The sequence below is a fragment of the Sulfurihydrogenibium azorense Az-Fu1 genome (assembly GCF_000021545.1).
Classification (GTDB): Bacteria; Aquificota; Aquificia; order Aquificales; family Hydrogenothermaceae; genus Sulfurihydrogenibium; species Sulfurihydrogenibium azorense.
In genome coordinates this window covers 1,095,638-1,119,108 of record NC_012438.1, presented here as the reverse complement: position 1 = coordinate 1,119,108, position 23,471 = coordinate 1,095,638, and the positions used below count along the sequence as shown (strand labels likewise).

Annotated in this window: 23 protein-coding genes and 1 tRNA gene; 11 read left to right on the top strand and 13 right to left on the bottom strand. The window is 32.7% G+C overall.

Annotated features, from left to right (window positions below; translation table 11 throughout):
- Positions 1-9 precede the first annotated feature (9 nt).
- The 12 genes from SULAZ_RS05915 to SULAZ_RS05860 all read right to left on the bottom strand — a co-directional run bounded on the left by SULAZ_RS05915 (position 10) and on the right by SULAZ_RS05860 (position 12,860).
- Positions 10-1,038: an NAD-dependent epimerase/dehydratase family protein gene (locus SULAZ_RS05915; protein WP_012674632.1), complete on the bottom strand. Its 1,029-nt coding sequence runs from the start codon at positions 1,036-1,038 to the stop codon at positions 10-12.
- A complete protein-coding gene (gene rfbH, locus SULAZ_RS05910; RefSeq protein WP_012673677.1) occupies positions 1,039-2,460 on the bottom strand; it encodes a lipopolysaccharide biosynthesis protein RfbH in 1,422 nt (473 codons plus the stop codon). It abuts the gene before it with no gap.
- Positions 2,444-3,577 carry a CDP-glucose 4,6-dehydratase gene (gene rfbG / locus SULAZ_RS05905; RefSeq protein ID WP_012673883.1) on the bottom strand — a complete coding sequence of 378 codons (1,134 nt, stop codon included), beginning with the start codon at positions 3,575-3,577 and terminating at the stop codon, positions 2,444-2,446. Before rfbG ends, rfbH begins: the two co-directional genes overlap by 17 nt.
- Positions 3,561-4,484 (bottom strand): NAD-dependent epimerase/dehydratase family protein, encoded by a 924-nt coding sequence (locus SULAZ_RS05900; RefSeq protein ID WP_012674090.1) that lies wholly within the window; start codon positions 4,482-4,484, stop codon positions 3,561-3,563. The genes rfbG and SULAZ_RS05900 overlap by 17 nt, the downstream gene beginning before the upstream one ends.
- Before the next feature lie 10 nt (positions 4,485-4,494).
- Complete coding sequence (gene rfbF / locus SULAZ_RS05895; RefSeq protein WP_012674359.1) at positions 4,495-5,268, bottom strand: glucose-1-phosphate cytidylyltransferase; 774 nt, start codon at positions 5,266-5,268, stop codon at positions 4,495-4,497.
- A gap of 13 nt (positions 5,269-5,281) precedes the next feature.
- Positions 5,282-6,406 carry a GDP-L-fucose synthase family protein gene (locus tag SULAZ_RS05890; protein WP_012673475.1) on the bottom strand — a complete coding sequence of 375 codons (1,125 nt, stop codon included), beginning with the start codon at positions 6,404-6,406 and terminating at the stop codon, positions 5,282-5,284.
- Between the two features lie 4 nt (positions 6,407-6,410).
- A complete protein-coding gene (gmd, locus tag SULAZ_RS05885) occupies positions 6,411-7,607 on the bottom strand; it encodes a GDP-mannose 4,6-dehydratase (RefSeq protein ID WP_012674183.1) in 1,197 nt (398 codons plus the stop codon).
- 40 nt (positions 7,608-7,647) lie between these two features.
- Positions 7,648-7,719 (bottom strand) — tRNA-Cys (locus tag SULAZ_RS05880).
- Between the two features lie 40 nt (positions 7,720-7,759).
- The gene (locus tag SULAZ_RS05875; RefSeq protein WP_012674943.1) at positions 7,760-9,004 is read right to left on the bottom strand and encodes a hemolysin family protein; all 1,245 of its coding nucleotides are present in this window, start codon (positions 9,002-9,004) and stop codon (positions 7,760-7,762) included.
- Positions 8,997-10,283: a hemolysin family protein gene (locus SULAZ_RS05870; protein ID WP_012673678.1), complete on the bottom strand. Its 1,287-nt coding sequence runs from the start codon at positions 10,281-10,283 to the stop codon at positions 8,997-8,999. The genes SULAZ_RS05875 and SULAZ_RS05870 overlap by 8 nt, the downstream gene beginning before the upstream one ends.
- Before the next feature lie 31 nt (positions 10,284-10,314).
- A complete protein-coding gene (locus SULAZ_RS05865) occupies positions 10,315-11,997 on the bottom strand; it encodes an IS200/IS605 family accessory protein TnpB-related protein (RefSeq protein WP_012674640.1) in 1,683 nt (560 codons plus the stop codon).
- Positions 11,994-12,860, bottom strand: coding sequence for an ABC transporter ATP-binding protein (locus SULAZ_RS05860; RefSeq protein WP_012674263.1), 867 nt, complete (start codon positions 12,858-12,860; stop codon positions 11,994-11,996). Before SULAZ_RS05860 ends, SULAZ_RS05865 begins: the two co-directional genes overlap by 4 nt.
- Before the next feature lie 97 nt (positions 12,861-12,957).
- Between SULAZ_RS05860 and SULAZ_RS05855 the strand changes: the two genes are divergently transcribed.
- The 11 genes from SULAZ_RS05855 to SULAZ_RS05805 are packed head-to-tail and all read left to right on the top strand — an operon-like array spanning position 12,958 to position 22,526.
- Positions 12,958-14,649 carry a proline--tRNA ligase gene (locus tag SULAZ_RS05855; RefSeq protein WP_012674837.1) on the top strand — a complete coding sequence of 564 codons (1,692 nt, stop codon included), beginning with the start codon at positions 12,958-12,960 and terminating at the stop codon, positions 14,647-14,649.
- A gap of 4 nt (positions 14,650-14,653) precedes the next feature.
- Complete coding sequence (locus SULAZ_RS05850) at positions 14,654-15,793, top strand: 5-(carboxyamino)imidazole ribonucleotide synthase (protein ID WP_012674131.1); 1,140 nt, start codon at positions 14,654-14,656, stop codon at positions 15,791-15,793.
- Complete coding sequence (purE, locus tag SULAZ_RS05845) at positions 15,790-16,302, top strand: 5-(carboxyamino)imidazole ribonucleotide mutase (protein ID WP_012674828.1); 513 nt, start codon at positions 15,790-15,792, stop codon at positions 16,300-16,302. Before SULAZ_RS05850 ends, purE begins: the two co-directional genes overlap by 4 nt.
- A complete protein-coding gene (gene murB / locus SULAZ_RS05840; RefSeq protein WP_012673801.1) occupies positions 16,295-17,161 on the top strand; it encodes a UDP-N-acetylmuramate dehydrogenase in 867 nt (288 codons plus the stop codon). Before purE ends, murB begins: the two co-directional genes overlap by 8 nt.
- Positions 17,154-18,065, top strand: coding sequence for a D-alanine--D-alanine ligase (locus tag SULAZ_RS05835; RefSeq protein ID WP_012674390.1), 912 nt, complete (start codon positions 17,154-17,156; stop codon positions 18,063-18,065). Before murB ends, SULAZ_RS05835 begins: the two co-directional genes overlap by 8 nt.
- Complete coding sequence (locus tag SULAZ_RS05830; RefSeq protein ID WP_012673566.1) at positions 18,055-18,720, top strand: cell division protein FtsQ/DivIB; 666 nt, start codon at positions 18,055-18,057, stop codon at positions 18,718-18,720. Before SULAZ_RS05835 ends, SULAZ_RS05830 begins: the two co-directional genes overlap by 11 nt.
- Positions 18,721-18,733: 13 nt before the next feature.
- Positions 18,734-19,975, top strand: a complete 1,242-nt coding sequence (gene ftsA, locus SULAZ_RS05825; RefSeq protein WP_012674935.1) for a cell division protein FtsA — start codon at positions 18,734-18,736, stop codon at positions 19,973-19,975.
- Between the two features lie 11 nt (positions 19,976-19,986).
- A complete protein-coding gene (gene ftsZ, locus SULAZ_RS05820; protein WP_012675010.1) occupies positions 19,987-21,111 on the top strand; it encodes a cell division protein FtsZ in 1,125 nt (374 codons plus the stop codon).
- A 2-nt stretch (positions 21,112-21,113) separates the two neighbouring features.
- Entirely contained in the window at positions 21,114-21,629 is a 516-nt protein-coding gene (gene pgsA / locus SULAZ_RS05815; RefSeq protein WP_012673898.1) for a CDP-diacylglycerol--glycerol-3-phosphate 3-phosphatidyltransferase, read from the top strand.
- A complete protein-coding gene (gene plsY, locus SULAZ_RS05810) occupies positions 21,620-22,210 on the top strand; it encodes a glycerol-3-phosphate 1-O-acyltransferase PlsY (RefSeq protein ID WP_012674841.1) in 591 nt (196 codons plus the stop codon). Before pgsA ends, plsY begins: the two co-directional genes overlap by 10 nt.
- A 10-nt stretch (positions 22,211-22,220) precedes the next feature.
- Positions 22,221-22,526: a hypothetical protein gene (locus tag SULAZ_RS05805; protein ID WP_012674517.1), complete on the top strand. Its 306-nt coding sequence runs from the start codon at positions 22,221-22,223 to the stop codon at positions 22,524-22,526.
- 18 nt (positions 22,527-22,544) lie between these two features.
- Here the strand turns inward: SULAZ_RS05805 and htpX are convergent, their stop codons facing one another.
- The gene (gene htpX / locus SULAZ_RS05800; protein WP_012675039.1) at positions 22,545-23,438 is read right to left on the bottom strand and encodes a zinc metalloprotease HtpX; all 894 of its coding nucleotides are present in this window, start codon (positions 23,436-23,438) and stop codon (positions 22,545-22,547) included.
- Positions 23,439-23,471 lie beyond the last annotated feature (33 nt).

Sequence of the window (23,471 nt, the reverse complement as noted above, 5' to 3'; positions counted from 1 at the left end):
TCCAAAAAATTATTTACTATAAGCTGACTCTATCCATTCAACCATTAACTTAATTCCTTCTTCCTTTGAGACTTTTGGTTGCCAACCTATTAGTTTTTTAGCTTTCGTTATATCTGCTACAAAAACTTTTTGGTCACTTTTTCGTGGGAAAAGTTTTTCATAATTCATTTTAATATCCAACATTTTTTCCAACACATCAAGAAGCTCTATCAAAGATAAACTATTTTCAATACCACCACCTATATTAAAAGCTTCACCCTTTACTTTTTCAATGTTCTCTACTGTTTTGAAATACAAAGATACCATATCCCGAGCGTGTAAAACATCTCTAACTTGTTTTCCATTTCCATGAATTGTAAAAGGTTCTTTTAACTTAGAGTTTTTAATCTCAATAGCCTTTAAACAAAACCAGCCAATCCATCCTTGGTCGTAAGTTGAAAATTGTCTACCCCCATACATAGAAGAATGTCTAAAAACAACAGTCCTTATTCCATAAGTTTTATAAAAGTCAAGTATATACTGGTCTGCAGCACCTTTTGAGCAACCGTACGGTGTACGAAAATCAAGAGGAATACTTTCAGGAAACCTATTGGGAAAATCTACGGCTATATATCTTGTTTCTGTCTCTTCATATTCGACCCACTCTAAATCCCCATAAACTTTATTAGATGAAGAATAGATAACTATACTTTCCGGAGAAAATTTTCTTACTACATCAAGTAAGTTAAAAGTTCCCCATGCGTTAACTTCAAAATCTAATCTTGGATTTTCTAATGAAGTTGTCATAGCTACTTGGCCTGCTAAGTGAAAAATTACATCTGGTTTTTCGTTTTTAATCAAAACTTCTATATCTTCTCTATTTCTTACATCACCGTGAATAAACTTAAATTCTCCTTGTGTTTTTAGCCATTCTAAGTTTGCATAAGAACCTACTCTGTAAAGATTATCAAATATAATCAACTCTTCATTTCTTTTTAAAACTTCGGCTGCTAAGTTAGACCCTAAAAATCCACATCCACCTGTAATGAGATATTTCATTTAACCATAGCTCCTTATAAACTTTTTGAATGTGTCAATAATGTATATTATATCTTCCTCTTCTACTCCGGGCCATACACCTATCCAGAAGGTGTCGTTCATTATTTTTTCCGTGTTTGGTAATAATCTGTAGTGTTCTTCTGATAATTCATTTGATATTATTATACCAGAGTCTCTAATTCTTAATTTTATACTACTTTCTGTAAATATAGGCTGCCTTAATATATTTCCTGCAAATAACTGCCTTGTACCTATTTTATTTCTTTCTAAATATTTAATAAGGTCTAATTTAGAAAAAGGTAGATTTTCTCTTAGAGTTATAGGAAACCCAAACCACGAAGGGTCGCTTTTTTCTGTAGCTTTAGGAAGTATGAAGTATTTTTCAAGATCTTTTAATCCTTCGTATATGAGTTTAAAGTTTTCTTTTCTTTTTTGGACAAACTTAGGTAATTTATTTAATTGTGCCAAGCCTAAGGCTGCTTGCCAGTCTGTAATTTTGAGATTATAACCAAGGTGTGAGTATGTGTATTTGTGGTCATAACCCTTAGGAAGTTTACCTAACTTCCACTTGAATCTTCTTCCACAAGAGTTATCCTTACCGGGTGGACACCAACAGTCTCTTCCCCAATCTCTAAAGGACATAATTATCTTATAAAGTTCATAATCGTTTGTTAAGACAGCTCCTCCTTCTCCAATGGTTATGTGGTGTGCAGGGTAGAAACTCAAGGTTGATATATGTCCAAATGTACCTGTAAACTTTCCATTGTAGGTAGACCCAAGTGCATCACAGTTGTCTTCTATAACCCATAGGTTATACTTTTGAGCTATTTCTAACACTTTATCTACGTTAAACGGGTTTCCAAGTGTATGAGCTACAAAAATAGCTTTTGTTTTTTCTGTGATAGATTCTTCTACTTGATTTACGTCTATATTGTAAGTTTCTATCTCTACATCAACAAAAACCGGAATTAGATTATTTTGAATAATTGGTGCAATGGTAGTTGGAAAACCTGCAGCAACAGTAATAACCTCATCTCCTTCTTTTAATTTTCTTTCTCCTAATTTGTAAGAAGTTAAAGATGATATGGCAAGTAAATTTGCAGAAGAACCGGAGTTAGTGGTTAAGGCATACTTTACACCTAAAAAATCTGCTATTTTTTTCTCAAATTCGTCGTTAAATCTTCCAGCTGTTAACCACATATCTAAAGAAGCTTCTATCATATTATAAACTTCTTCTTCATCTAACACCTTTCCTGAAGGTGGTATGTAATCCTTATTTTTTTCTTTTTTACAGAGTTGAAAATACAATTTGGCAAGTTGTTTTATGTTGTTCCTTAAAATTTTATCTAATTTATCTTTATCTTTTATATCTTTTAAATTTTTTATCTTTTCTTCATTAAGAAGATTAAGGTAGTTTTCCATGATCAACTCCTGTTGCCCAAATTAGATTTTCTTTTTTTGCAGAGTTAATGTAGTTATAAAGTTGTTTCAATGTATAATTATAAATATTTTCGGGATTATTAAAATATTCTTTGTACCAGTTTACAGTTTCTTTTAAAGCAATTTCTATGTTATAAACAGGTCTCCACTTTAGGTAAAAACGAGCTTTACTTGTATCTAACTTTAATAACTTTGACTCGTAAAACTTTTTATCTAAAATTACTTCATACTCTCCTTCTCCCCATAGGTGTATTACTTTTTTAACAATATCTTCTACAGTAAGTATATTCTCATCATCAGGACCAAAGTTCCAACCTTCACTATACTTTGTTGGGTTAATCCACAATAAAGCTCCAAGCCAAAGATAACCAGATAAAGGTTCTAATATGTATTGCCACGGTCTAATAGCTTGTGGGTTTCTTATATATATTTTTTCTTTTTTAGATAGTGATCTTATACAATCAGGAATAAGTCTATCCGCTGCCCAGTCTCCACCTCCAATAACGTTTCCTGCTCTAACAGATGCTAAAGCTACACTGTGTGTTTTCCCATAACCTTCAGGATTGAAAAAAGAATTTCTGTATGCAGTTGTAAGAAGTTCGGCACATCCTTTACTTGAACTGTATGGATCATATCCACCCATAGGGTCGTTTTCTCTGTATCCGTAAACCCATTCTTTATTTTGATAACACTTATCACTTGTAACATTTATAATCACTTTTACACTGTCAGTTTCTCTTACAGCTTCAAAAACATTAAGAGTACCTATTACGTTTGTTTCATAGGTTTCTTTTGGGTTAATGTAAGAGTATCTAACTAATGGTTGAGCTGCCATGTGTATAACGATTTCTGGTTGGTACTTTTTAAATGTTTCTTTTAGTTTTTTTTCATCTCTTACATCTCCTACAATGTGGATTATTTCTTTTTCTAGTTTTAATGTTTCAAATAAACTTGGATTTGTAGGTGGATCAAGAGAATAACCTATTATATGAGCACCCATTTCTTTTAACCACAAGGCCATCCATGACCCTTTAAAGCCGGTATGTCCGGTAATTAAAACTCTCTTGTTTTTGTATACACCGTTAAATAAATCTTTCATTTAAGTTTTCCTTATACCACTGTACCGTTTTTTTCAGACCTTCTTCTAAAGAGTAATAAGGTTTCCAGTTAAAATCTGTCTGTAGTTTTGATATATCTGCTTGTGAGTACATTACTTCATTCTCTCTATAAGGAATGGCACCAAAGTTTAAGTACGTGTTTTCGTTATTTGTTAATCTTTTTACTATCTGAACAAACTCTCTTATCTCAATTGCTTTTCCACTTCCAACTTCATACTCATAAAAACCTTTATTAAACTTATCACTGTTGTTAAAAATGGTATAGTAAGCATTACATACATCTTCAACATAAATAAAATCTCTTTTTTGTTTTCCTTCTGTAAGTTGGATTTTTTTATGATTTTTTAAAAGGTTGACTATTAACCAAGGTACAAATTTTGTAGTATCGTCTTTCTCACCGTACATATGCTCAAGTTTTAAGTTAAAAATTTTTATATCTTTAGAATAAACTTTAAGCCAATCTATTAACTGTTTTTTTGAAAGTGTGTAACGATTTAAATAACCAAATAATGATGTGTCTGTATTGAAAAATGTGTCTGTATTGAAAAATGTGTCTGTATTGAAAAATGTGGCAATTTCTAAAAGTTTTAGAGGAAACAATAGATTTGTATATACTATATCAGATGTTTTTTCATTTTTTCTACCGTATAAAGTTGCAGTGTGAATTATAGCATCAATTTTGTTTTCCTTAAATGGAGTTTCTAAGTCAGTTTTATCTATGTTGTAAAATAATATTTCTTGCTTCAAATTATGAAGTCTCCATAGATTTGAAAAACTTCTTTTTAATACTATAACTTTATGACCCTCTTCTATAAATTTTTTTACTAAAAAACTCCCTAGAAAACCTGTACCACCTGTTATTAATACCGTCTTAGATGGGATTTTCATCTTACTCCTTTTAATCTTCCCATATTTTCCACGGTGGGTTTCCAGACTGCCATAGAAGTTCTAACTCTCTTTTGTCCCTTAGTGTATCCATAGGTTTCCAAAAACCTGTATGTTTGTATGCCATAAGCTGACCGTCTTTTGCCAAGTTTTCAAGAGGCTCTTTTTCCCATATCGTCTCGTCTCCTTCTATATAATCAAAAATTTGAGGTTCTAAAACAAAAAAGCCACCATTAACCCAAGCACCATCTCCTTTAGGCTTTTCTTCAAACTCTTTAACTTTGTCTCCTTCTAAGTGTAATGCACCAAATCTTCCAGAAGGTTGAACAGCTGTTAAAGTTGCATATTTCCCATGACTTTTATGGAATTCTAAAAGTTTTTTAATATCTATATTTCCTACACCATCTCCGTACGTTAACATAAAAGTTTGATTTTCAACAAATGGCTTTATTCTCTTTATTCTTCCACCTGTCATAGTGTTTAATCCAGTGTCTACAAGTGTAACTTTCCAAGGCTCAGCTTTTACACTGTGAACTTCTATTTTGTTGTCTTTAAGGTCGATCGTTACATCAGATGTATAAAGAAAATAGTTTGCAAAAAACTCTTTTATAATGTATCCTTTATATCCAAGGCAAATTATAAAATCATTAAATCCGTATGAAGAGTAAATCTTCATAATATGCCATAAAATTGGCTTTCCACCTATCTCCACCATAGGTTTTGGTTTTATATCTGTCTCTTCACTAAGTCTTGTACCAAAACCACCAGCAAGTATAACAACTTTCAAGATTTTACCTCTATTATGTATTTTTTATGTAAAATTCATACGTCCTTTTTATCCCCTCTTCCAAACTCGTCTTATATTTCCATCCAAGCTGATTTATCTTACTCACATCTAACAGTTTCCTTGGTGTACCATCCGGTTTAGTCCTATCGTATACTATATCACACTCAGCTCCTACAATATCTCTTATCATAACCGCTAAATCTTTTATCTTTATATCCTCTCCTGTTCCTATATTTACAAAATAATCTGCACAAAGTTTTTGCATATCTTTCGCATCTATATTCTCCATCAGGAAAACACAAGCATCTGCAAGGTCGTCAACGTATAGAAACTCTCTGTAGACTTCTCCACTACCCCATAAAGTTATTTTTACTTTTCTACTGTCTGTGTAAGTTATACCAATCTGAGATAGTATTTCTAATACTGATTTGTCGTCGTTGAAATCTATTTTTTTATCAAGACCAAAACCAATGGTGTGTTTTTTAAAGTCTTTCTTTATTCCTTCTATATCTCCTTCTTTTAGTAGTTTTGCTAAATGAAACTTCCTTATCAATGCTGGTAATACATGAGATGTCTCTAAGTTAAAGTTATCTCCCGGTCCATATAGATTGCTTGGCATTGCTGAGATAAAGTTGGTTCCGTATTGCTCGTTATAGTATCTACAAAGTTTTATTGCTGATATCTTTGCTATAGCATATGGCTCGTTGGTTGGTTCTAATGAGTCTGTTAGTAGATACTCTTCTTTCATAGGCTGTGGTGCATACTTTGGATATATACAAGATGAACCAAGGTTTAAAAGTTTTTTCACTCCGTATTTGTATGCTGAATGAATCACATTCAGTGCAATTGATAGATTTTCGTATATAAAGTCTGCTTTGTAAGTGTTGTTTGCAAGTATTCCTCCTACCTTAGCAGCTGCGAGGAATACATACTCTGGCTGGTAGTCTTTAAAAAATTTTTCTGTTTCTAACTGGTTTGTAAGGTCAACTTGAATGAGCTTTATTTTCTCAAAATTGGGTTTTCTACTTTTGTATGTACCAATTATATTCTCATAACCTTTTTCAATAAGTTTTCTAACTATAGCTCCTCCAACAAGTCCGCTTGCTCCTAAAACTACTATCTTACTTTCTTTATCCATGCTACTAACTCTGGGCGTTTTCTGTGTTTGGTATGTATGTTACATCATGATCTGTATAACCAAAGCCTTTATCTTGGCTAATTTTTATACCTTCGCCAACTGGTTTTAGATTAAGCCTTTTTAGGTCATAATCAACCATAATCATAATTAATTCTTCAAATGTAGTTCTTGGTTGCCAGCCAAGTTTCTCCTTGGCTTTTGTAATGTCTGCTTGTAAGTGTTCTACTTCTGTAGGTCTAAAGTATTTAGGATCTATCTCTATAAGTACATAACCCGGTTTTAAGATAGTAGTCTTTAGTTTTTCTAACATAGGTGGTTGAATAGTTGATAATATTCTTTCATCAACAGATACAACTATTCCTTTTTCTTCAACTCCTTTTCCATGCCACTGTATATTTATACCGACGTAGGAAAAGGCTTTTTCAACAAATTCTCTTACTGAGTGGGACTCTCCCGTTCCAACCACATAATCATCTGGTTCTTCTGCTTGTAGCATGAGCCACATCATCTCTACATACTCTGGGGCAAATCCCCAGTCTCTTTTGGCGTTAAGATTTCCAAGGTAAAGTTTATCTTGTTTTCCTGCAAGTATGTGGGCAATAGCACGGGTAATTTTCCTTGTTACAAAGGTCTCACCTCTACGAGGGCTTTCGTGGTTAAAAAGTATGCCATTACATGCAAATAGGTTGTATGCTTCTCTGTAGTTTACTGTCATCCAGTAGGAGTAGACTTTGGCAGCTGCGTAGGGACTTCTTGGGTAAAAAAGTGTTTTTTCGTTTTGTGGGGGTGGGGAAGCTCCAAACATTTCTGAAGAAGAGGCTTGGTAGAATTTTGTTTTAATTCCACTTCTACGAACTGCTTCAAGGATACGAGTTGTTCCAAGGCCGGTTATATCTCCTGTGTATTCTGGAATATCAAAGCTTACACGGACATGGCTTTGGGCACCAAGATGGTATATCTCATCTGGTTGGATGTTATATATTAAATGCGTTAATTGGCCTGAGTCTGATAGGTCTCCGTAGTGAAGGAATAGTCTTGCTTTTGGGTCGTGAGGGTCTATGTAAATATGGTCTATCCTGTGAGTGTTAAAGGTACTTGACCTTCTGATTATGCCATGCACCTCGTACCCTTTAGACAGTAAAAACTCGGCTAAGTAAGACCCATCCTGCCCTGTAATACCTGTTATAAGAGCCTTTTTCATAGTTTATCTCGAAAAATATTGCCTTTATTTTTTAAGATAAAGGCCGGGGTGGGAATCGAACCCACGTATAAGGGATTTGCAGTCCCCTGCCTTACCACTTGGCTACCCGGCCATTTAAGATTAATATATTATAGCATAGTTTTTAAAAAGTTCTAATCAGATTTTATCTTTTTTATTTTTACTTCTAAAACTCTTCTTTTTTCTATCTTTAAGACTTCAAACTGGTAATCTCCGATATGTATAACCTCGTTTTTCTTTGGCATTCTTCCAAGTATATAGGTTATCATTCCATTTACAGTCTCATAGTTTCCTTGTGGTAAATCTATATCTATAAGAGTTTTTAACTCTTTTACTTCCATTAAACCATCAACTACTATCTCATCTACCGATTGTCTTTTTAATTTTGGTTTTTCCTTTTTTACAAAGTCATCTTTTATCTCTCCAACTATCTCTTCTAAAACATCCCTTAGTGTTATTATGCCTATAGTAGCTCCTCTCTCATCAACAACAACGGCTATATGGTCTCTATAATGTTTAAAGCCTTTTAAAACATTAGGTAAGCTTGTAAACTCTGGAATGTACCTTATACCTTTTATATACTTTGTTATGGGGTCATTTGGTTTTGCAAGGAGGAGGTCGTAAGACCTTACAAATCCTATTATCTGGTCTACTCTTTTCCTATAGACTGGTATTCTTGTGTATCCTGACTCCTTAAATACAGGAACAACTTCCATTACTTTTTTATCGTCAGAAACAGCAACCACGTCAGATAAAGGTATTACAATCTCTGATATTCTCCTTTCACTAAATATAAGAATATTTCCTATGATTTTCTTTTTGATTTCATCTATATCTTCTATTTGTAGTAAAAGGTCAAGTAGTTCTTCTTTTGTGTAATACTTATCTTGTTTAGATTTTATTCTAAATAGAAAGAAAACTACTTTATTTATCCCTTCAGCAAACCATAGGAAAGGTTTAAAAACTTTCCTAAAAAATTCTAAAAACTCAACTATTATATAAATTAGTTCATCTGCATAGTGTTGGAAAACACTTTTTGGTATTATTTCTCCAAACAAAAGTGTAATAATCACTATAGCTTCTGCGAAGATTTCTTCTTTACTTTTTAAAAAAGGAAAATATGTAGACATATCGTGTAGCATAGCAACAAAGGTAGAAGTAGCAAGGGTTATACTTAAAATCGTTCCTACAAGTCCAACGTATATATACTGTTTATAGTATTTCTCAAGTAAGTTATAAACTTTCTGTGCTTTTTTATCTCCTTCAGAAGCTTTATACTTTAACTTTGTTTTATTTACAGAAAATAATGCTATCTCACTACCAGAAAACAGAGCTTCAAAAAATACAAAAAGAATTATTAAAACTATATAACTAAACATTTTCTATTTTAACCTCTTCTTCTTGGGCATCTTGAAGTTTTTCTATCTGCACTTTTTCTACTCTGTTAAAGGACATTTGAAGTACAGTAAACCTATAGTTTTTGTAATCAAAGTACTCTCCTTCATGTGGAAACCTTTTAAACTGGTCTAAAAGAAAGCCTGCTACTGTATCGTAGTCGTAATCTTCAGGAAGATCTATACCAAGCTCTTCCTTTAGAAAATCCACGTCTGTTTTTCCAAGGACAATCCAAGTATTTTCGTTTATCTGTCTTATAGCTGGTTCTACAGGTTCAAACTCCTCTGGAATATCTCCAACTATAGATTCTATTATATCTTTGTAGGAAAGAAGTCCTACAGTAGTTCCGTGTTCGTTTACTACTATTGCCAGATGTTGCTGGGTTTCGTTGAATTTTTTCATAGCTTCTAAAAGGGTTGTAAATTCAGGTAAAAATAAAGCAGGTTTTATAAAGCTATCTATCTTTTCTTCTTTAGCTTCTAAAATTAGGAAAATTATATCTTTTAGATGAAGTATTCCTACTATGTTGTCCAAATCTCCATCATAAACTGGTATTCTACTGTAATCTTTATCCTCAAGTAGTTTAGTTAACTCTCTTATGGATATACCTTTCTCAACGGCAAATATATCTCTTCTTGGTACCATAACCTCTATAACTGTCTTTTCCTCTAACTCAAAGGTGTTATCTATAAGCTCTTTCTCTTCTGTTGTGATGATTTTTAAATCACTGGCATTGTGGATTAAAAATTTAAAGTCCTCTTGGGTTATTTTATGCTCTTCTGTTAGTATCTGGATACCAAACTTATTTAACGTCCACTCTGTTATTTTTAAAAGAATAAATCTAAACGGTGTTATTGCAATATAAAACAAGTAAAAAGGTCTTGCTATAGTTAAAGCGTACTTTTCAGGATAGTTTGTACCTATTATCTTAGGTGTTATATCCCCAAGACTTAAAAGAAGTAAAGCACTTACAAAAGAACCAATTAGTAAATACTCTTTTCCAAAATAGTTAATTGTCAGTGATGCAACTGTAGAAGTGGCTGCAACATTTGCAAGTTCGTTTCCTATTAAAAATGTTATAACTAACTCTTTTGGACGGTTTCTCAAAAACTCTACTATCTTTGCAGGTTTATTTCCTTTTTCTACTAATTTTTTTATCTTAATTCTATCAAGGGAAAAAAATGAAGACTCAACAGCTGCAAAAAGTCCTGCTATAAGAACAAAGAAAAATGTAAGTAAAAAGTAAAACAGAAAGTCAGACAAAATGGCAGTAAACCTGGTTAACCAAAGTGTATTATAGATTCATACACTCTGGGCTGGGGTATTTGTATTCCGCCTTATTCAGATGCAAGCTATCCCCAGCTGGCGGTATTTCGCTTGCATCATAGCCCCTACCCCAAGAAGTAGGAACTATCCCTAAATCGTGTTTCAAATCTTCTATTGCCTCTTTGGTTTTGAAACACGATTTATTTACTACCCTATCCCAATCCCCATCTACCAGTATTGGCTTTAAGGGTGATAAGTCCCTGCTAATAGACTTACCTAGAATAGGGATAGTAAGGGCTACCTTTACAACTTGCCACAGTTTATAGCTTGTCCAATACAAGCCCCTCATCTGTTCCTTCCTCTGGTTTACAGCCTCTTGGGTCTGTGGCTCACTGTAAAGGCTTTGAATTATTTTTAGGTTCTTATTTAACTCTTTTAGTTTCTTTTCTATTGGTTTTCTTTTATACTGATTGTTTTCTGTTTTTAACTTTTTTTGTGTTTTTTGTTTTTCTTCTTGTAGTCTATCTTGTGCAAAGTTTAAATACTCTCTGTCTGTTATTAGTTTTTCGTAATTCTTAGGTAGTTTTTCTTTAAATCCTAATGCTTTTCTTCCTATTACAAATGCTCCTGCTATGTCTTTGTCTAAACTATACTGTGGTGCATACTTTAATGACCCTACAATAGATGTGTATGCTGGATTTACTTGTATTACTTGTATTCTCTTTCTTTTGGCAAGTATTTTTATCTTGTCTAACAAGCCTTTGTATATCCATTGTTGTTTTATTTTTCTCAGTTTCTTACTCCCATCTCCTTTACTACCTTTTGGTATGTCTTTTAAGTTTTCTATTGCTATTGCCTTATTTCTTTCTTTAGCAATGTCTGTTATTTGGTGTGCTATTTGCCAAGATATGTATTCTCTTTGGTTTTTTGTCTTGTTTAAAAGATTGTGTAAGGATATTTTCTCTATACTTTCTAAATTGCCATCTTTCTTTACAAAAGCCATTGCTATGTGAAATGGATTTGCGTTTATGTCTATCCCTATTACTCCGTTGTCTTTTGTTATTATTGGTTCTTCTGTCTTTATTTCTTCGTAGTTTATAAATGCGTAGAAATCGTTGTTTATCTTTCTTATCTCTACTGAGTATGGGAAATACTGGTTTGTTTGGTTTGCTTGTATTAGGTCTGCTATGAAGTTAGTCCATTTATCGTTTTGTCTGTATACTGTTCTTTTTATGTTTGCTTTTATCCAGTTTCTTTCTCCTGTGTTTATTCTTAATATTATTTTATCTTTCTCAAATTCTATTCTTGTATTTAGGTTTCCTTTTTTAGATTTATCTCCTCTTGAGTATAGGCAGTGCTTTCTTCTATCTTGCCATTTTTGTTTTAGTTTTTCTCTGTATTTTCCGTTTATGTGTTTGTTTTTAAGGAGTTGAAATAGTCTTTTACCTCCAAATATAACTTTTTTAGGATTTTGTTCTCTTTCTATACAGTTGTTTATTAGCCACTTTGCTTTGAATATTGCATCGTCTACGTATCTTGAGTTTATGTTAAACATTTTTTGTAAATCTTTTTTAAGGTCTTTTCTTGAGTGTCCTTCAAGTAGTCTGTTGTATGAGTATTTAAAGCAAGAAGAGAATTTTCTCATTAGGTTTATCAATGTTTGTTTGTCTTTTTCGTTTTCAAAAGTTAGTTTGCAGTGTAGTGTTATCATTTTATTTTTCCATTTCCTATAAACTCACAACCTTCATAGGTATTTATATCCTCTTTTACATTAACAAAAGGTTTTCTATACTTAGGGTGAGATGGAGGAAGACTTTCAAGTAAAAGTTTTGTATAAGGATGTAGAGGGTTTTTTATCACTTCTTCTTTATTTCCCTTTTCCACTATCTTTCCCTTGTATAAAACAACTATGTAATCTGCAATGTGTCCTACAATGTTTAAATCGTGGGATATAAAGATAAAACTTATACCTTTCTCTTCTTTTAACTGTTTTATTAGTTGTATAATCTGAAGCTGAACACTTACATCTAAAGCGGAAGTAGGTTCATCCGCAACTACCAATATAGGGTCTAATATAATAGCCCTTGCTATAGCTACTCTCTGTCTTTGACCGCCTGACAGCTCGTGAGGGTATCTGTCTAAAAATGTCTCATCAAGACCTACACTTTTTATAGTTTTTAATACTGAATCTTTTCTATCAGATTTTGGATATTTATGGACTATTAAAGGTTCTTCTAAAATATCTTTTATTTTAAATCTTGGGTTTAGAGAGGTTCTTGGGTCCTGAAAGATGATAGAAATCTTTTTTCTGTCTTCTTTTGATAGGTTGTTTGTAATGTCTTTACCAAGTAGGTATACTTTACCACTGTCTGCCTTTATAAGGTTTAGAATAATCTTTCCAACTGTAGATTTACCACTTCCTGACTCCCCTACCAGACCTACTATCTGGTTTTTCTCTACAGAAAAACTTACCTCAGATAAAGCCTGAAAGTACTCCTTTTTAAATAAACTACTTTTAACTACGTATCGTTTTGTTAAATTTTCAGCCTGTAGCAGCTGCCTACTACTATCCATAACAATTTTTTGTTTTCACTGTTTTTTTTAATACTCCGCTTATATGTTAAAATAATTATACCACAAAGGTTTTATATAATTTTATGACGGAGGTTTTATGTTAGCAAGTAGATACTTTATGCCAACTTTAAAAGAAAACCCATCAGAAGCTCAAGTTCCATCTCATATATATTTAATAAGAGGCGGATTTATAAGAAGTTTAGCAGCTGGAATATACGAATACTTACCACTTGGTTTTAGAGTTTTGAAAAAGATAGAAAACATAATAAGAAAAAGGATGGATGAAGCAGGGGCTTTAGAACTTCTTCTGCCTATACTTACTCCTGCTGAACTTTGGAAAGAAACGGGAAGGTGGGATGTTTACGGAAAGGAGCTTTTTAGATTAAAGGACAGGAAAGATGCAGATTTTGCCTTAGGTCCAACCCACGAAGAAACAATAACAGATTTAGTAAGAAAAAATGTAAGGTCTTACAAAGACTTACCTCTAAACTTTTACCAAATTCAAACAAAATTTAGAGATGAAGCAAGACCAAGGTACGGACTTATCAGAGGAAGAGAGTTTATAATGAAGGATGGATACTCCTTTGACGTATCAGAGGAAGATGCAATAAAAACTTATGAAGTTATGAAAGAAACTTACCACAAAATATTTCAAGATTTAAAGTTAGATTACCTTATGGTTGAAGCTGATGTAGGAGCAATAGGTGGAAAGTTTTCCCATGAGTTTGTTGTTAAAGTCCCTTCGGGAGAAGCCCATATAGTTTACTGTGAAAACTGTGGATACGCTGCAAACGTAGAAGCTGCAAAATTCCATCATCACAAATTACCTGTAGAAAATTTAAAACCTTTAGAAAAGGTTTACACTCCTAATGTATCTTCTGTAGAAGAAGTTGCAAAGTTTTTAAACTTACCTACTGAAAAAATAGTAAAAACTTTAATTTATAAGGCTGATGATAGATTTGTTGCTGTACTAATAAGAGGAGATAGGGAAGTTAACGAAACAAAACTTGCCAACTTGCTAAAGGCTTTAGATGTAAGACCTGCAACACCAGAAGAGTTAAAAGACCTTGGTATAGTAGAAGGTTTTGTAGGACCTATGGGATTAGACCTACCTATATACGCGGACTACTCAATAAAAGAGTTATACAACTTTGTTGTAGGAGCAAACGAAAAAGATTACCATTATATAAATGTAAATTTAGGAAGAGATGTTAAAGTAGAAGAGTTTTACGATTTAGCTACCGCTAAGGAAGGGGATCCTTGTCCTGTTTGTAAAAACCCTTTAAAAGAAACCACTGGACTTGAAGTAGGACACATATTTTTACTTGGAACTAAGTACTCCCAAGCTATGAAAGCTTACTTCACAGACAAAGACGGAAAAGAAAAACCTATTATTATGGGATGTTATGGAATAGGAGTAAGTCGTTTAATCTCTGCAATAGTAGAACAGTACCACGATGATAAAGGAATAATCTGGCCTGATGTAGTTGCACCTTTTGACCTTCATATCCTTGTTTTAAATGTAAAAGATGAAAAAAGTCTAAAAGCAGGATTTGAGATATACGAAAAAGCTAAAAGACAGGGTTTAGATGTTTTACTTGATGAAAGAGATATTTCACCGGGGTCAAAATTTAAAGATGCAGACCTTATAGGAATACCTAACAGAATTGTTATAGGGAAGTCTTTAAACGAAGGAAAGGTAGAATATCAAAGAAGAGATAAAGTAGAGGAAAAACAACTTGTAGACTTATTGGAAATAGATAACTTTTTAAACTCTTTAAAAAGGTAGTATTATGTCTTTAACAAAACCAACTGACTTTACCATAGGTATTCTTGGTGGTGGTCAGCTTGCAAAAATGACCGCTATAGAAGCAAGGAAATTAGGTTTAAACGTAGTCTGTTTAGACCCACACGAAAACGCTCCCGCTTCTATGGTAAGTTATCATATAGTAGGAAGTGTTAACGACAAAGAAAAGCTACATAAATTAAATGCTCTATCTAACGTTATAACCTACGAGATTGAACATATCAACACTGATATATTAAAAGAAGCTCTTCCACAGGATAAAGTATTTCCTTCTATACAAGTGTTAGAAACTCTACAGGATAAGTATAAACAAAGAACTTTCTTTCAAAAATTTAACATCCCTATGCCTAAGTTTAAAGAGGTTAAATCTCTTCAAGATCTAAAAGATTGTATTCCTTGCGTCCAGAAGGCAAAAGTAGGAGGATATGACGGAAGAGGAGTTGTAGTATTAAAAAAAGAAGAAGATTTAGAAAAGGCTATAAAAGAACCCTCATACATTGAAGAGATGGTTGAGATAGAAAAAGAACTTGCTGTTATAGTTGTTAGAAATCTAAACAAGGATGTAAAAGTATACCCTGTAGTTGAGATGGTTTTTAATCCCGATGGAAATCTCTTAGATTACCTTATATCTCCGGCTGATATAGATGAGTTTACTTCTAAAGAAGCTCAAGATATAGCTATAACTGCGGTTGAATCCCTAAACGGAGTAGGTGTTTTTGGAGTAGAGTTATTCTTAGACAAAAAAGGAAGAGTTTTACTAAATGAAGTTGCTCCAAGGACTCACAACTCTGGACACTACACTATAGAAGCCTGTGAAACAAGTCAGTTTGAACAACTTGTAAGAGTTTTAACAAACCTTCCTTTAGGGTCAACCTACCAATACTTACAAGCTTCCACTGTTAATCTTTTGGGAGAGTTTGGATATAAAGGAAAGCCTATCTATGAAAATCTTGATAAAGTTTTATCTATAGATGGTGTTTACGTTCATATATACGGTAAAAGAGAAACATTTCCCCTTAGGAAGATGGGACATATAACAATTTTAGATTCAAACAGAGAAAGGCTACTGGAAAAAACTGTAAAAGTTAAAAACTTAATAAAAGTAAAAGGTGAGGTTAAGATATGATAGGAATTATTATGGGAAGTGATTCAGACCTACCTGTAATGAGTAAAGCCGCAGAAGTTTTAGAAAAGTTTGGCATAGATTACGAGATAACAATAGTATCTGCCCATAGAACTCCCGATAGAATGTATACTTACGCAAAACAGGCAGAAGAGAGAGGCATTAAAGTTATAATAGCAGGAGCAGGTGGAGCCGCCCATCTTCCCGGTATGGTGGCATCTTTAACCCATCTTCCTGTAATAGGAGTTCCTATAAAAACATCATCTTTAAACGGTTTAGACTCTCTTTTATCAATCGTTCAAATGCCAGCTGGAATACCCGTTGCAACAGTAGCTATAAACAACGCAGAAAACGCAGCTCTCTTAGCTATCTCTATACTCTCTACTTCTAACCCTAATATAGCAGAAAAATTAAAAGAATACAAAAACACTCTTAAAGAGATGGTAGAAAACAAAGCCAAAAAGTTAGAAGAACTTGGTTATAAAGAGTATTTAGAATCGATGAATGGATAAAATAGAACATCTAAAAAACTTTAGTCTTAAAGATTTTTGCACTATAAAAATAGGTGGAGTAGGAAAAGTTGTTTTTTTTCCTAAAAATGTTGAAGAAATCTCATTTCTAATAAGAGAGTATGGAAAAGAAAATATCTTTCCCCTTGGAATAGGAAGTAATTTAATTTTTTCAGATGGGTTTATAGATAAAGTCTTTATCCACTCTAAAAACTTAAAAAAATGCGAGATAACCCAAGAAAACGATATATTTTACTTGACCTTAGAAGCAGGGGTTAGTTTTAAAACTATTAACAATATAGTAAAAAAGTACAATCTTGAAGGATTTGAAAATCTCTCTGGAATTCCTGCCACGGTTGGTGGAGCTGTTGCGATGAACGCAGGCGCCTATGGGTCAGAGATTTTTGATATTTTAGAAGAAGTTTGGTGGATAGATAAAGACGGTAATTTAATACATTCAAAAAAGCAGGATATAAAGCACTATTACAGGTACTCCCAGTTTCAAGAAGAAGGATTTGTTTACAAAGTAAAAATAAAGTTAAAAAAAAGTAATAAAGATATTTCCAGCATCATCAAACAGCATCTTTTAGATAGAAACAAAAAACAACCCCTTGACTTACCAACAGCAGGCTCTACATACAAAAATCCACCACAAACCTATGCAGGAAAACTTATAGAGCAGGTAGGACTAAAAGGTTATAGAATAAATGATATAGGTTTTTCCTCAAAACACGCAAATTTTTTAGTTAACTACAAAGATGCAAGATTTAAAGACTTAATAAATCTCCTTGAACTTGCCGAAAAGAAAGTATACGAAAAATTTGGAATACAACTTGAAAGAGAGGTAAAGATAGTTGAGTAAAAAGATAGCTCTTCTTTACGGAGGATATTCAAGAGAAAGAGAAATATCTATAAAAAGTGGAAAAGCCGTTGAAGGAGCTCTACAAAGGTTAGGATACACTTATAAAGTATTTGACCCTGTTGAAAGAGAAAAATTCTTAGAAGAAATTGTAGATTATAAACCTGATTTAGCCTTTATAGCCCTTCACGGAAAAGGGGGAGAAGACGGAACTATCCAGTCTTTATTAGAGTTTTTAGGTATCCCCTACACAGGCTCAGACCCAAAAACAAGTATGATTTGTATGGATAAGGTACTAACAAAAATGTATTTAGAAAAGTTTAATATTAACACACCTAAATGGAGTTTCTTTTTAAATATAGAAGATGCATTATCTTTTTACCCTGAATTTCCAGTTGTTGTAAAAGCCCCAAATGAAGGCTCTTCCATAGGTGTATACATCGTAAACAACCAAGATGAGTATAAAAAAGCCGTTGAAGATGTTTTTAAGTTGGACGAAAAAGTATTAGTAGAACAGTTTATAAAAGGAAGAGAACTTACAGTTGGAATACTTGACGATGAAGTGTTTGATATAGTGGAAGTAGTTGTAGAAGAAGGATTTTATGACTATCAAAATAAATACATAACAGGAAAAACAAAGTATATCTGTCCTGCACAGCTCCCACCTGAAGTTTACAAAACTGTGCAAGATATAGGATATAAAACATACAAATCTTTAAACTGTAAAGGACAAGCAAGAGTTGATATAATATTAGATTATAGTTTAACGCCATACGTTTTAGAAGTTAACACTGTTCCAGGGATGACGGAGTTTAGTTTACTACCAAAAGCAGCTGCTGTAAAAGGAATTTCTTTTGACCAATTGGTAGACAGAATAATAAAAAGTGGTTTGAAAAATGATAAATAAGATTATAGTTATTACTTTATGGATTAGTATATGTGCAGTGGTAGGGTATATGTCCCCCACTTTACCCCTTGTTAAAGATGTTATATCTATAAAAACGGTAAACGTAAAAGGTACCGACAAGTTTAAAGAAGAGGAGATAAAGCAGATTTTCAAAAGTCAAAACTGGTTTTTTCTAACAGAAAGTGATATTAATGAAAAATTGAAAAAATATCCTTTTGTAAAAAATGTAAGACTCTACAAACCTCATATAGGACAGATAGATTTAGTAATAGAAGAAAGAAAATTTTTTGCCATTTTATCTATAAATGGTAAAAATTATATAGTCGATGATGAAGGTAAAGTATTAGATGAAAAAAGTTTCAGTAAAGAAAATTTACTTAAGATAAACGTTGTAGACCAAAAATTTGTATCTTATAAAGATGTTTTCCCAAAAATAGAGAGATTAGTAAGCAATCTTGGTATTAAACCAAAAGAGATAACCATTTCTAAAGCGGAAATATCGGTATTAACAGAGAAAGATAGTTTATTGATATTTTCAATAGAAAATTTAGAAGAAGAACTTAAAAAAGCAAAGATCTTTTTTGCAAAAAATAGTATAGCAAACTATACTTATTTAAACTTTAGTTTTGATGAAATGGTAATAGCAAAAAAATAAATGGAGTTTTCAGATGGCAAAGAGTAAGATTTTTGTTGCTTTAGATGTAGGAAGTAGTAAAATATCTACAATATTTGGAGATTTAGATGAATTAGGAAACATATACGTTATAGGTTCGGGAGAGTCTACATCAAAAGGTATAGAAAAAGGAACAGTAATTAATCCATCAGATGCTATAAGATCTATAAAGGAAAGTGTAACAGCTGGAGAAAATGCATCTGGATTTAAAGTGAATGCGGTTTTAGTTAATATTGGAGGACAACATATAGAAGCAAAAAAGGAGAAAGAGAATATATCTTTTTCAATGCCTAACAAAGAGATAGACAAAGATGATGTAAACTCTTTAATAGAAAAGATAAACTCAAAGTATCAAAGTGACTCTACAACAATCCTTCATATTATACCTACAAAATATATTTTAGATGATGAAGATATTGTATACGATCCTATAGGATTGATGGGTAACAAATTAACAGGAGAGTTTACAGTTATTACAATAAAAACTAGTACTTACAACAACGTAAAAAAAATTATTGAATCTACAGGATTAAAAATTATAGATACAGTAGTTAATCCATTGGCATCTGCAACATCTGTATTGTATCCTGAGGAAAAGGAATTAGGAGTTGCCCTTATAGATATAGGTGGAAGTTTAAGTGATATAGCAGTATATAAAAATGGATCTTTAGAAATGCTTAAGTCTATACCGCTGGGTGGGTCTTTAATTACAAAGGATATAGCGTTTAGATTTAAAATATCGAAAGATCTGGCAGAAAGTTTAAAAATCCATTACGGAATGGCTAGCACAGACTTTATAGAAGTAAATGATTATATAGATATACCTTTTAGAGAAGATGAGGAAAATATAAGAATCGAAAGAAAAGATTTAGTTGAAACTATAGAATGGCGTTTAACAGAAATATTTGAGCTACTTAGAAAAGAACTTGAAAAATCGGGATTATATGATAAATTAACCAGTGGTATTGTTTTAACAGGAGGTGTTGCAAACACACCATATATTAAAGATTTGGCTGAAAGAATATTTGAGAAAGACGTTAGAATAGGAAAACCTAAAGATTTTAAATGTTTTAGTGAAAAGCTTTACAGTCCACAGTATGCAACAGCAATAGGAATGTTACAGTTTATGTCAAATACTTTAGAAAAAACTGAAATACAATATAATAGTGATAAAAATTTATTTAATTTTGAAGAAATGATTAATAAATTGATAGGTAAGATTAAAGAATTGTTTTAAGGGAGGAAATTATGGAAATTAACTATGATGCAAAAAATCCAACGAAGATAAAAGTTTTTGGTGTAGGGGGTGGAGGAAGTAATGCAGTTGCAAGAATGTACCAAGAGGGATTACAAGATGTAGAATTATATATAGTAAACACAGATCTACAACATCTAAACTTTTTACCTGTTCCCAACAAAATTCATATAGGAGAGAGTATAAGTAAAGGATTAGGAGCTGGATCAAAACCGGAAATAGGTAGAGAAGCTGCTCTTGAAAACTTAGATAAAATAAGAGAAGCCCTTGAAGGTGCAGATATGGTATTTATTGCAGCTGGTTTAGGAGGAGGTACTGGAACTGGTGCAAGTCCCGTAATAGCGCAAGCTGCAAAAGAGATGGGGATACTTACAGTAGCAGTTGTTACAAAACCGTTTAGTTTTGAAGGTAAAGTTAGACAAAAAATAGCAGAAGAAGGTTTAGCGGAATTAAGAGAAAAGGTTGATACTTACTTAGTGATTCATAATGATAGACTATTACAAGTTGCTGGAAAAAATGTATCATTTGCTCAAGCTTTCAAACTTGTAGACAGTATACTTTATAAATCAGTTAAAGGTATAACAGACCTTATACTGGTACCTGCATTAGTAAACCCTGACTTTGCAGATGTTAAAACTGTAATGGAAAATGCAGGAAAAGCACTTATTGGTGTTGGATCTGCTAAAGGAGATAACAAAATAGAAGATGCTGTTATGTCAGCTACAACTTCTCCTTTACTGGAAGGAACTTCTATACAAGGTGCAAGAAGACTTCTTATAAATGTAGAAGTTAGCCCAGACTTATCTTTCCAAGAGGTTAACGAAGCTGTCTCCCAAATAAGAGAACTTGCCCACGAAGAAGCTCACATAATCTTTGGAGCTGCAATTATGAATGATACTGAAGATGAAATAAAAATTACTGTTATAGCTACTGATTTTGAAAGTGAAGCAAAAAAAGAAGTTAAACATGATCAATCTAAATTGAAAAAATCCATTGTAGAGAAAAAGCCTTTTGATGAAAAGAAGGAAGAGATAATAAAATCAGATGTAAAATCTGATGAACTTTCTTTTGATGATCTTGAAATTCCACCTTGGATAAGAAAGGGAAGAGGTAGTTAATATTGTCCATAGGTTTAGCTAATCTAATTACACTATCTAGGTTAGCTTTAATACCGTTTATAATGTACTTTATATTAAATGATAAATACTTAATATCCGGAGTTTTAGTTTTACTAGCCATTATTTCAGATTACCTTGATGGGATAGTGGCAAGACTGTCAAACGATGTAACGAAACACGGAGAACTTTTAGACCCAGCTGTAGATAAAATATTTACGGTATCTGTACTTACCGCCTTTGTATCAAAACATTACATATCTCCTTTTGAGGTTTTTCTTATAGTATCTCGAGAGATGTTGGTAACTTGGGTTAGGAGTGTTATGGTAAATAAAGGTATTGTTATACCTGCATTTTTTCTTGGAAAAGTTAAAACAACTCTTCAACTTGTAGCAATTTTACTTTTAGCTGTTAACTTTGTAGATTATGGTAAGATCCTTTTATGGTTTTCCATATTTGTTGCTTATATAAGTGGATTTGAGTATTTCATGGTATTTTATAGGGAGAAAGCGTGGAAATAAATAGTTTTTTTATATACGTATTAATAACTTATCTGATAGGATCGATTCCTTTTGGATTGATAGTAGGAAAAATCTTTGGTAAAGATGTAAGAAAAGAAGGTAGTGGAAACATAGGAGCAACTAATGTAACAAGAGTTATAGGTAAAAAGGCAGGAATTTTAGTTTTACTTTTAGACGCTTTAAAAGGATTTTTTCCAGTTTACATTGCAAAGTATTACTTTCCTTCAAAATATGTATCTATAATTGCATTAACGGCAGTTATTGGACACTGTTTTTCCATTTACCTTAAGTTTAAAGGTGGTAAAGGTGTAGCTACAGCTTTTGGAGTTTTACTTGCACTTTCTTTAAAGGTAGCTTTAATAGTCTTGACTTTTTGGTTAGGTGTTTTTTTAACTACTGGATACGTTTTTTTAGCATCAGTACTTTCGGCCGGTATTTCTTGGTCGGTGATTTATGTTTTATTAGATGATATATATTATACTTTTGCCGGTTTTTTTATAGCTATAATTATAATATTTAAGCACAAAAGTAATCTAGATAGATTTTTAGAAGGCAAAGAAAATAGGTTTATATACAAGTAGGAGGTATAAAATGAGTGCAGATTTTACAAAGGCTGGAAAAGACAGAGGTGATATAGAGGCTGAATTAAAAAATATGATAATATCAGCTAAAGTTAATTACAATGCCTATATTGCGAATATAGATGACCTTTCAAAGGAAGAGTTAGAATCAGATCTTTTAGAGTACACAAACCAGTTATCAAAATATGTTATACCTGTAATAAAAAGAGCAGAAAGTACTCAAGACCCTAAGATAATCAAAATGGCCCACGAGTTAAGATCTTTGTACGAAGAATTAATGAGTACTATAAAGAAAAAATTAGAAACCTCCCCTTAAAGGGAAGGTTTTATTAGATTAAGCAAAGCTATAACCATAACTCATTTTTCTTGCTAACTCTTCTAATCTTCTTATTCTCTCTTCTGTAGGAGGGTGTGTAGAGAATAGCTTCATTATTGTATCAGCTCTTAATGGATTTACAATCATCATATGGGCTGTACCTGGGTTAACTTCTTGGGTTGCTACTTGTTGGAGTTGAGGGTTGTTAGCTATCTCTTCTAGTTTTCTTAAAGCATTTGCAAGACATAGAGGACAACCAGATATTTTAGCTCCTGTCTCATCTGCAATAAACTCTCTAGACCTTGAAATAGCCATTTGGATTAAAGTTGCTGCCAGTGGAGCAACAATAAAGAGAATGATAGAACCTATAATATTTGCAATAATATTGTTGTTTTCTTCATCTCTACCACCTAAAAAGGCTGTATAGTATGCCATATTAGCAAGCATAGATATTGCACCACCTATTGTAGCAGCTATAGAAGATATGAGTATATCTCTGTTTTTTATATGTCCTAACTCATGGGCTAAAACACCTCTTAACTCATCTTTATTAAGTATTTGTAAAATACCTGATGTAACGGCTACTGCAGCATGATCTGGATCTCTTCCAGTTGCAAAAGCGTTAGGTACATGTATAGGTGCTAAGTAAATTTTAGGTTTTGGTATACCAGCTTTTCTTGCCAACTCCTCAACCATCTGATGAAGCCAAGGAGCTTCTTCATAAGGTATTTCCCTTGCACCATACATAGCTAACGCCATTTTATCAGAGAAAAAGTAGGCAAAAAAGTTCATTATAAGTGCAACTACAAAAGCTATAATCATACCTTGTTTTCCTGCAACTAAATGTCCTATTGCAAGGAACATTCCTGTAAGGACACCAAGGAGTAAAACTGTTTTTAACTGGTTTACCATCTAATGACCTCCTTTTGCTATTTTTCCCAAATA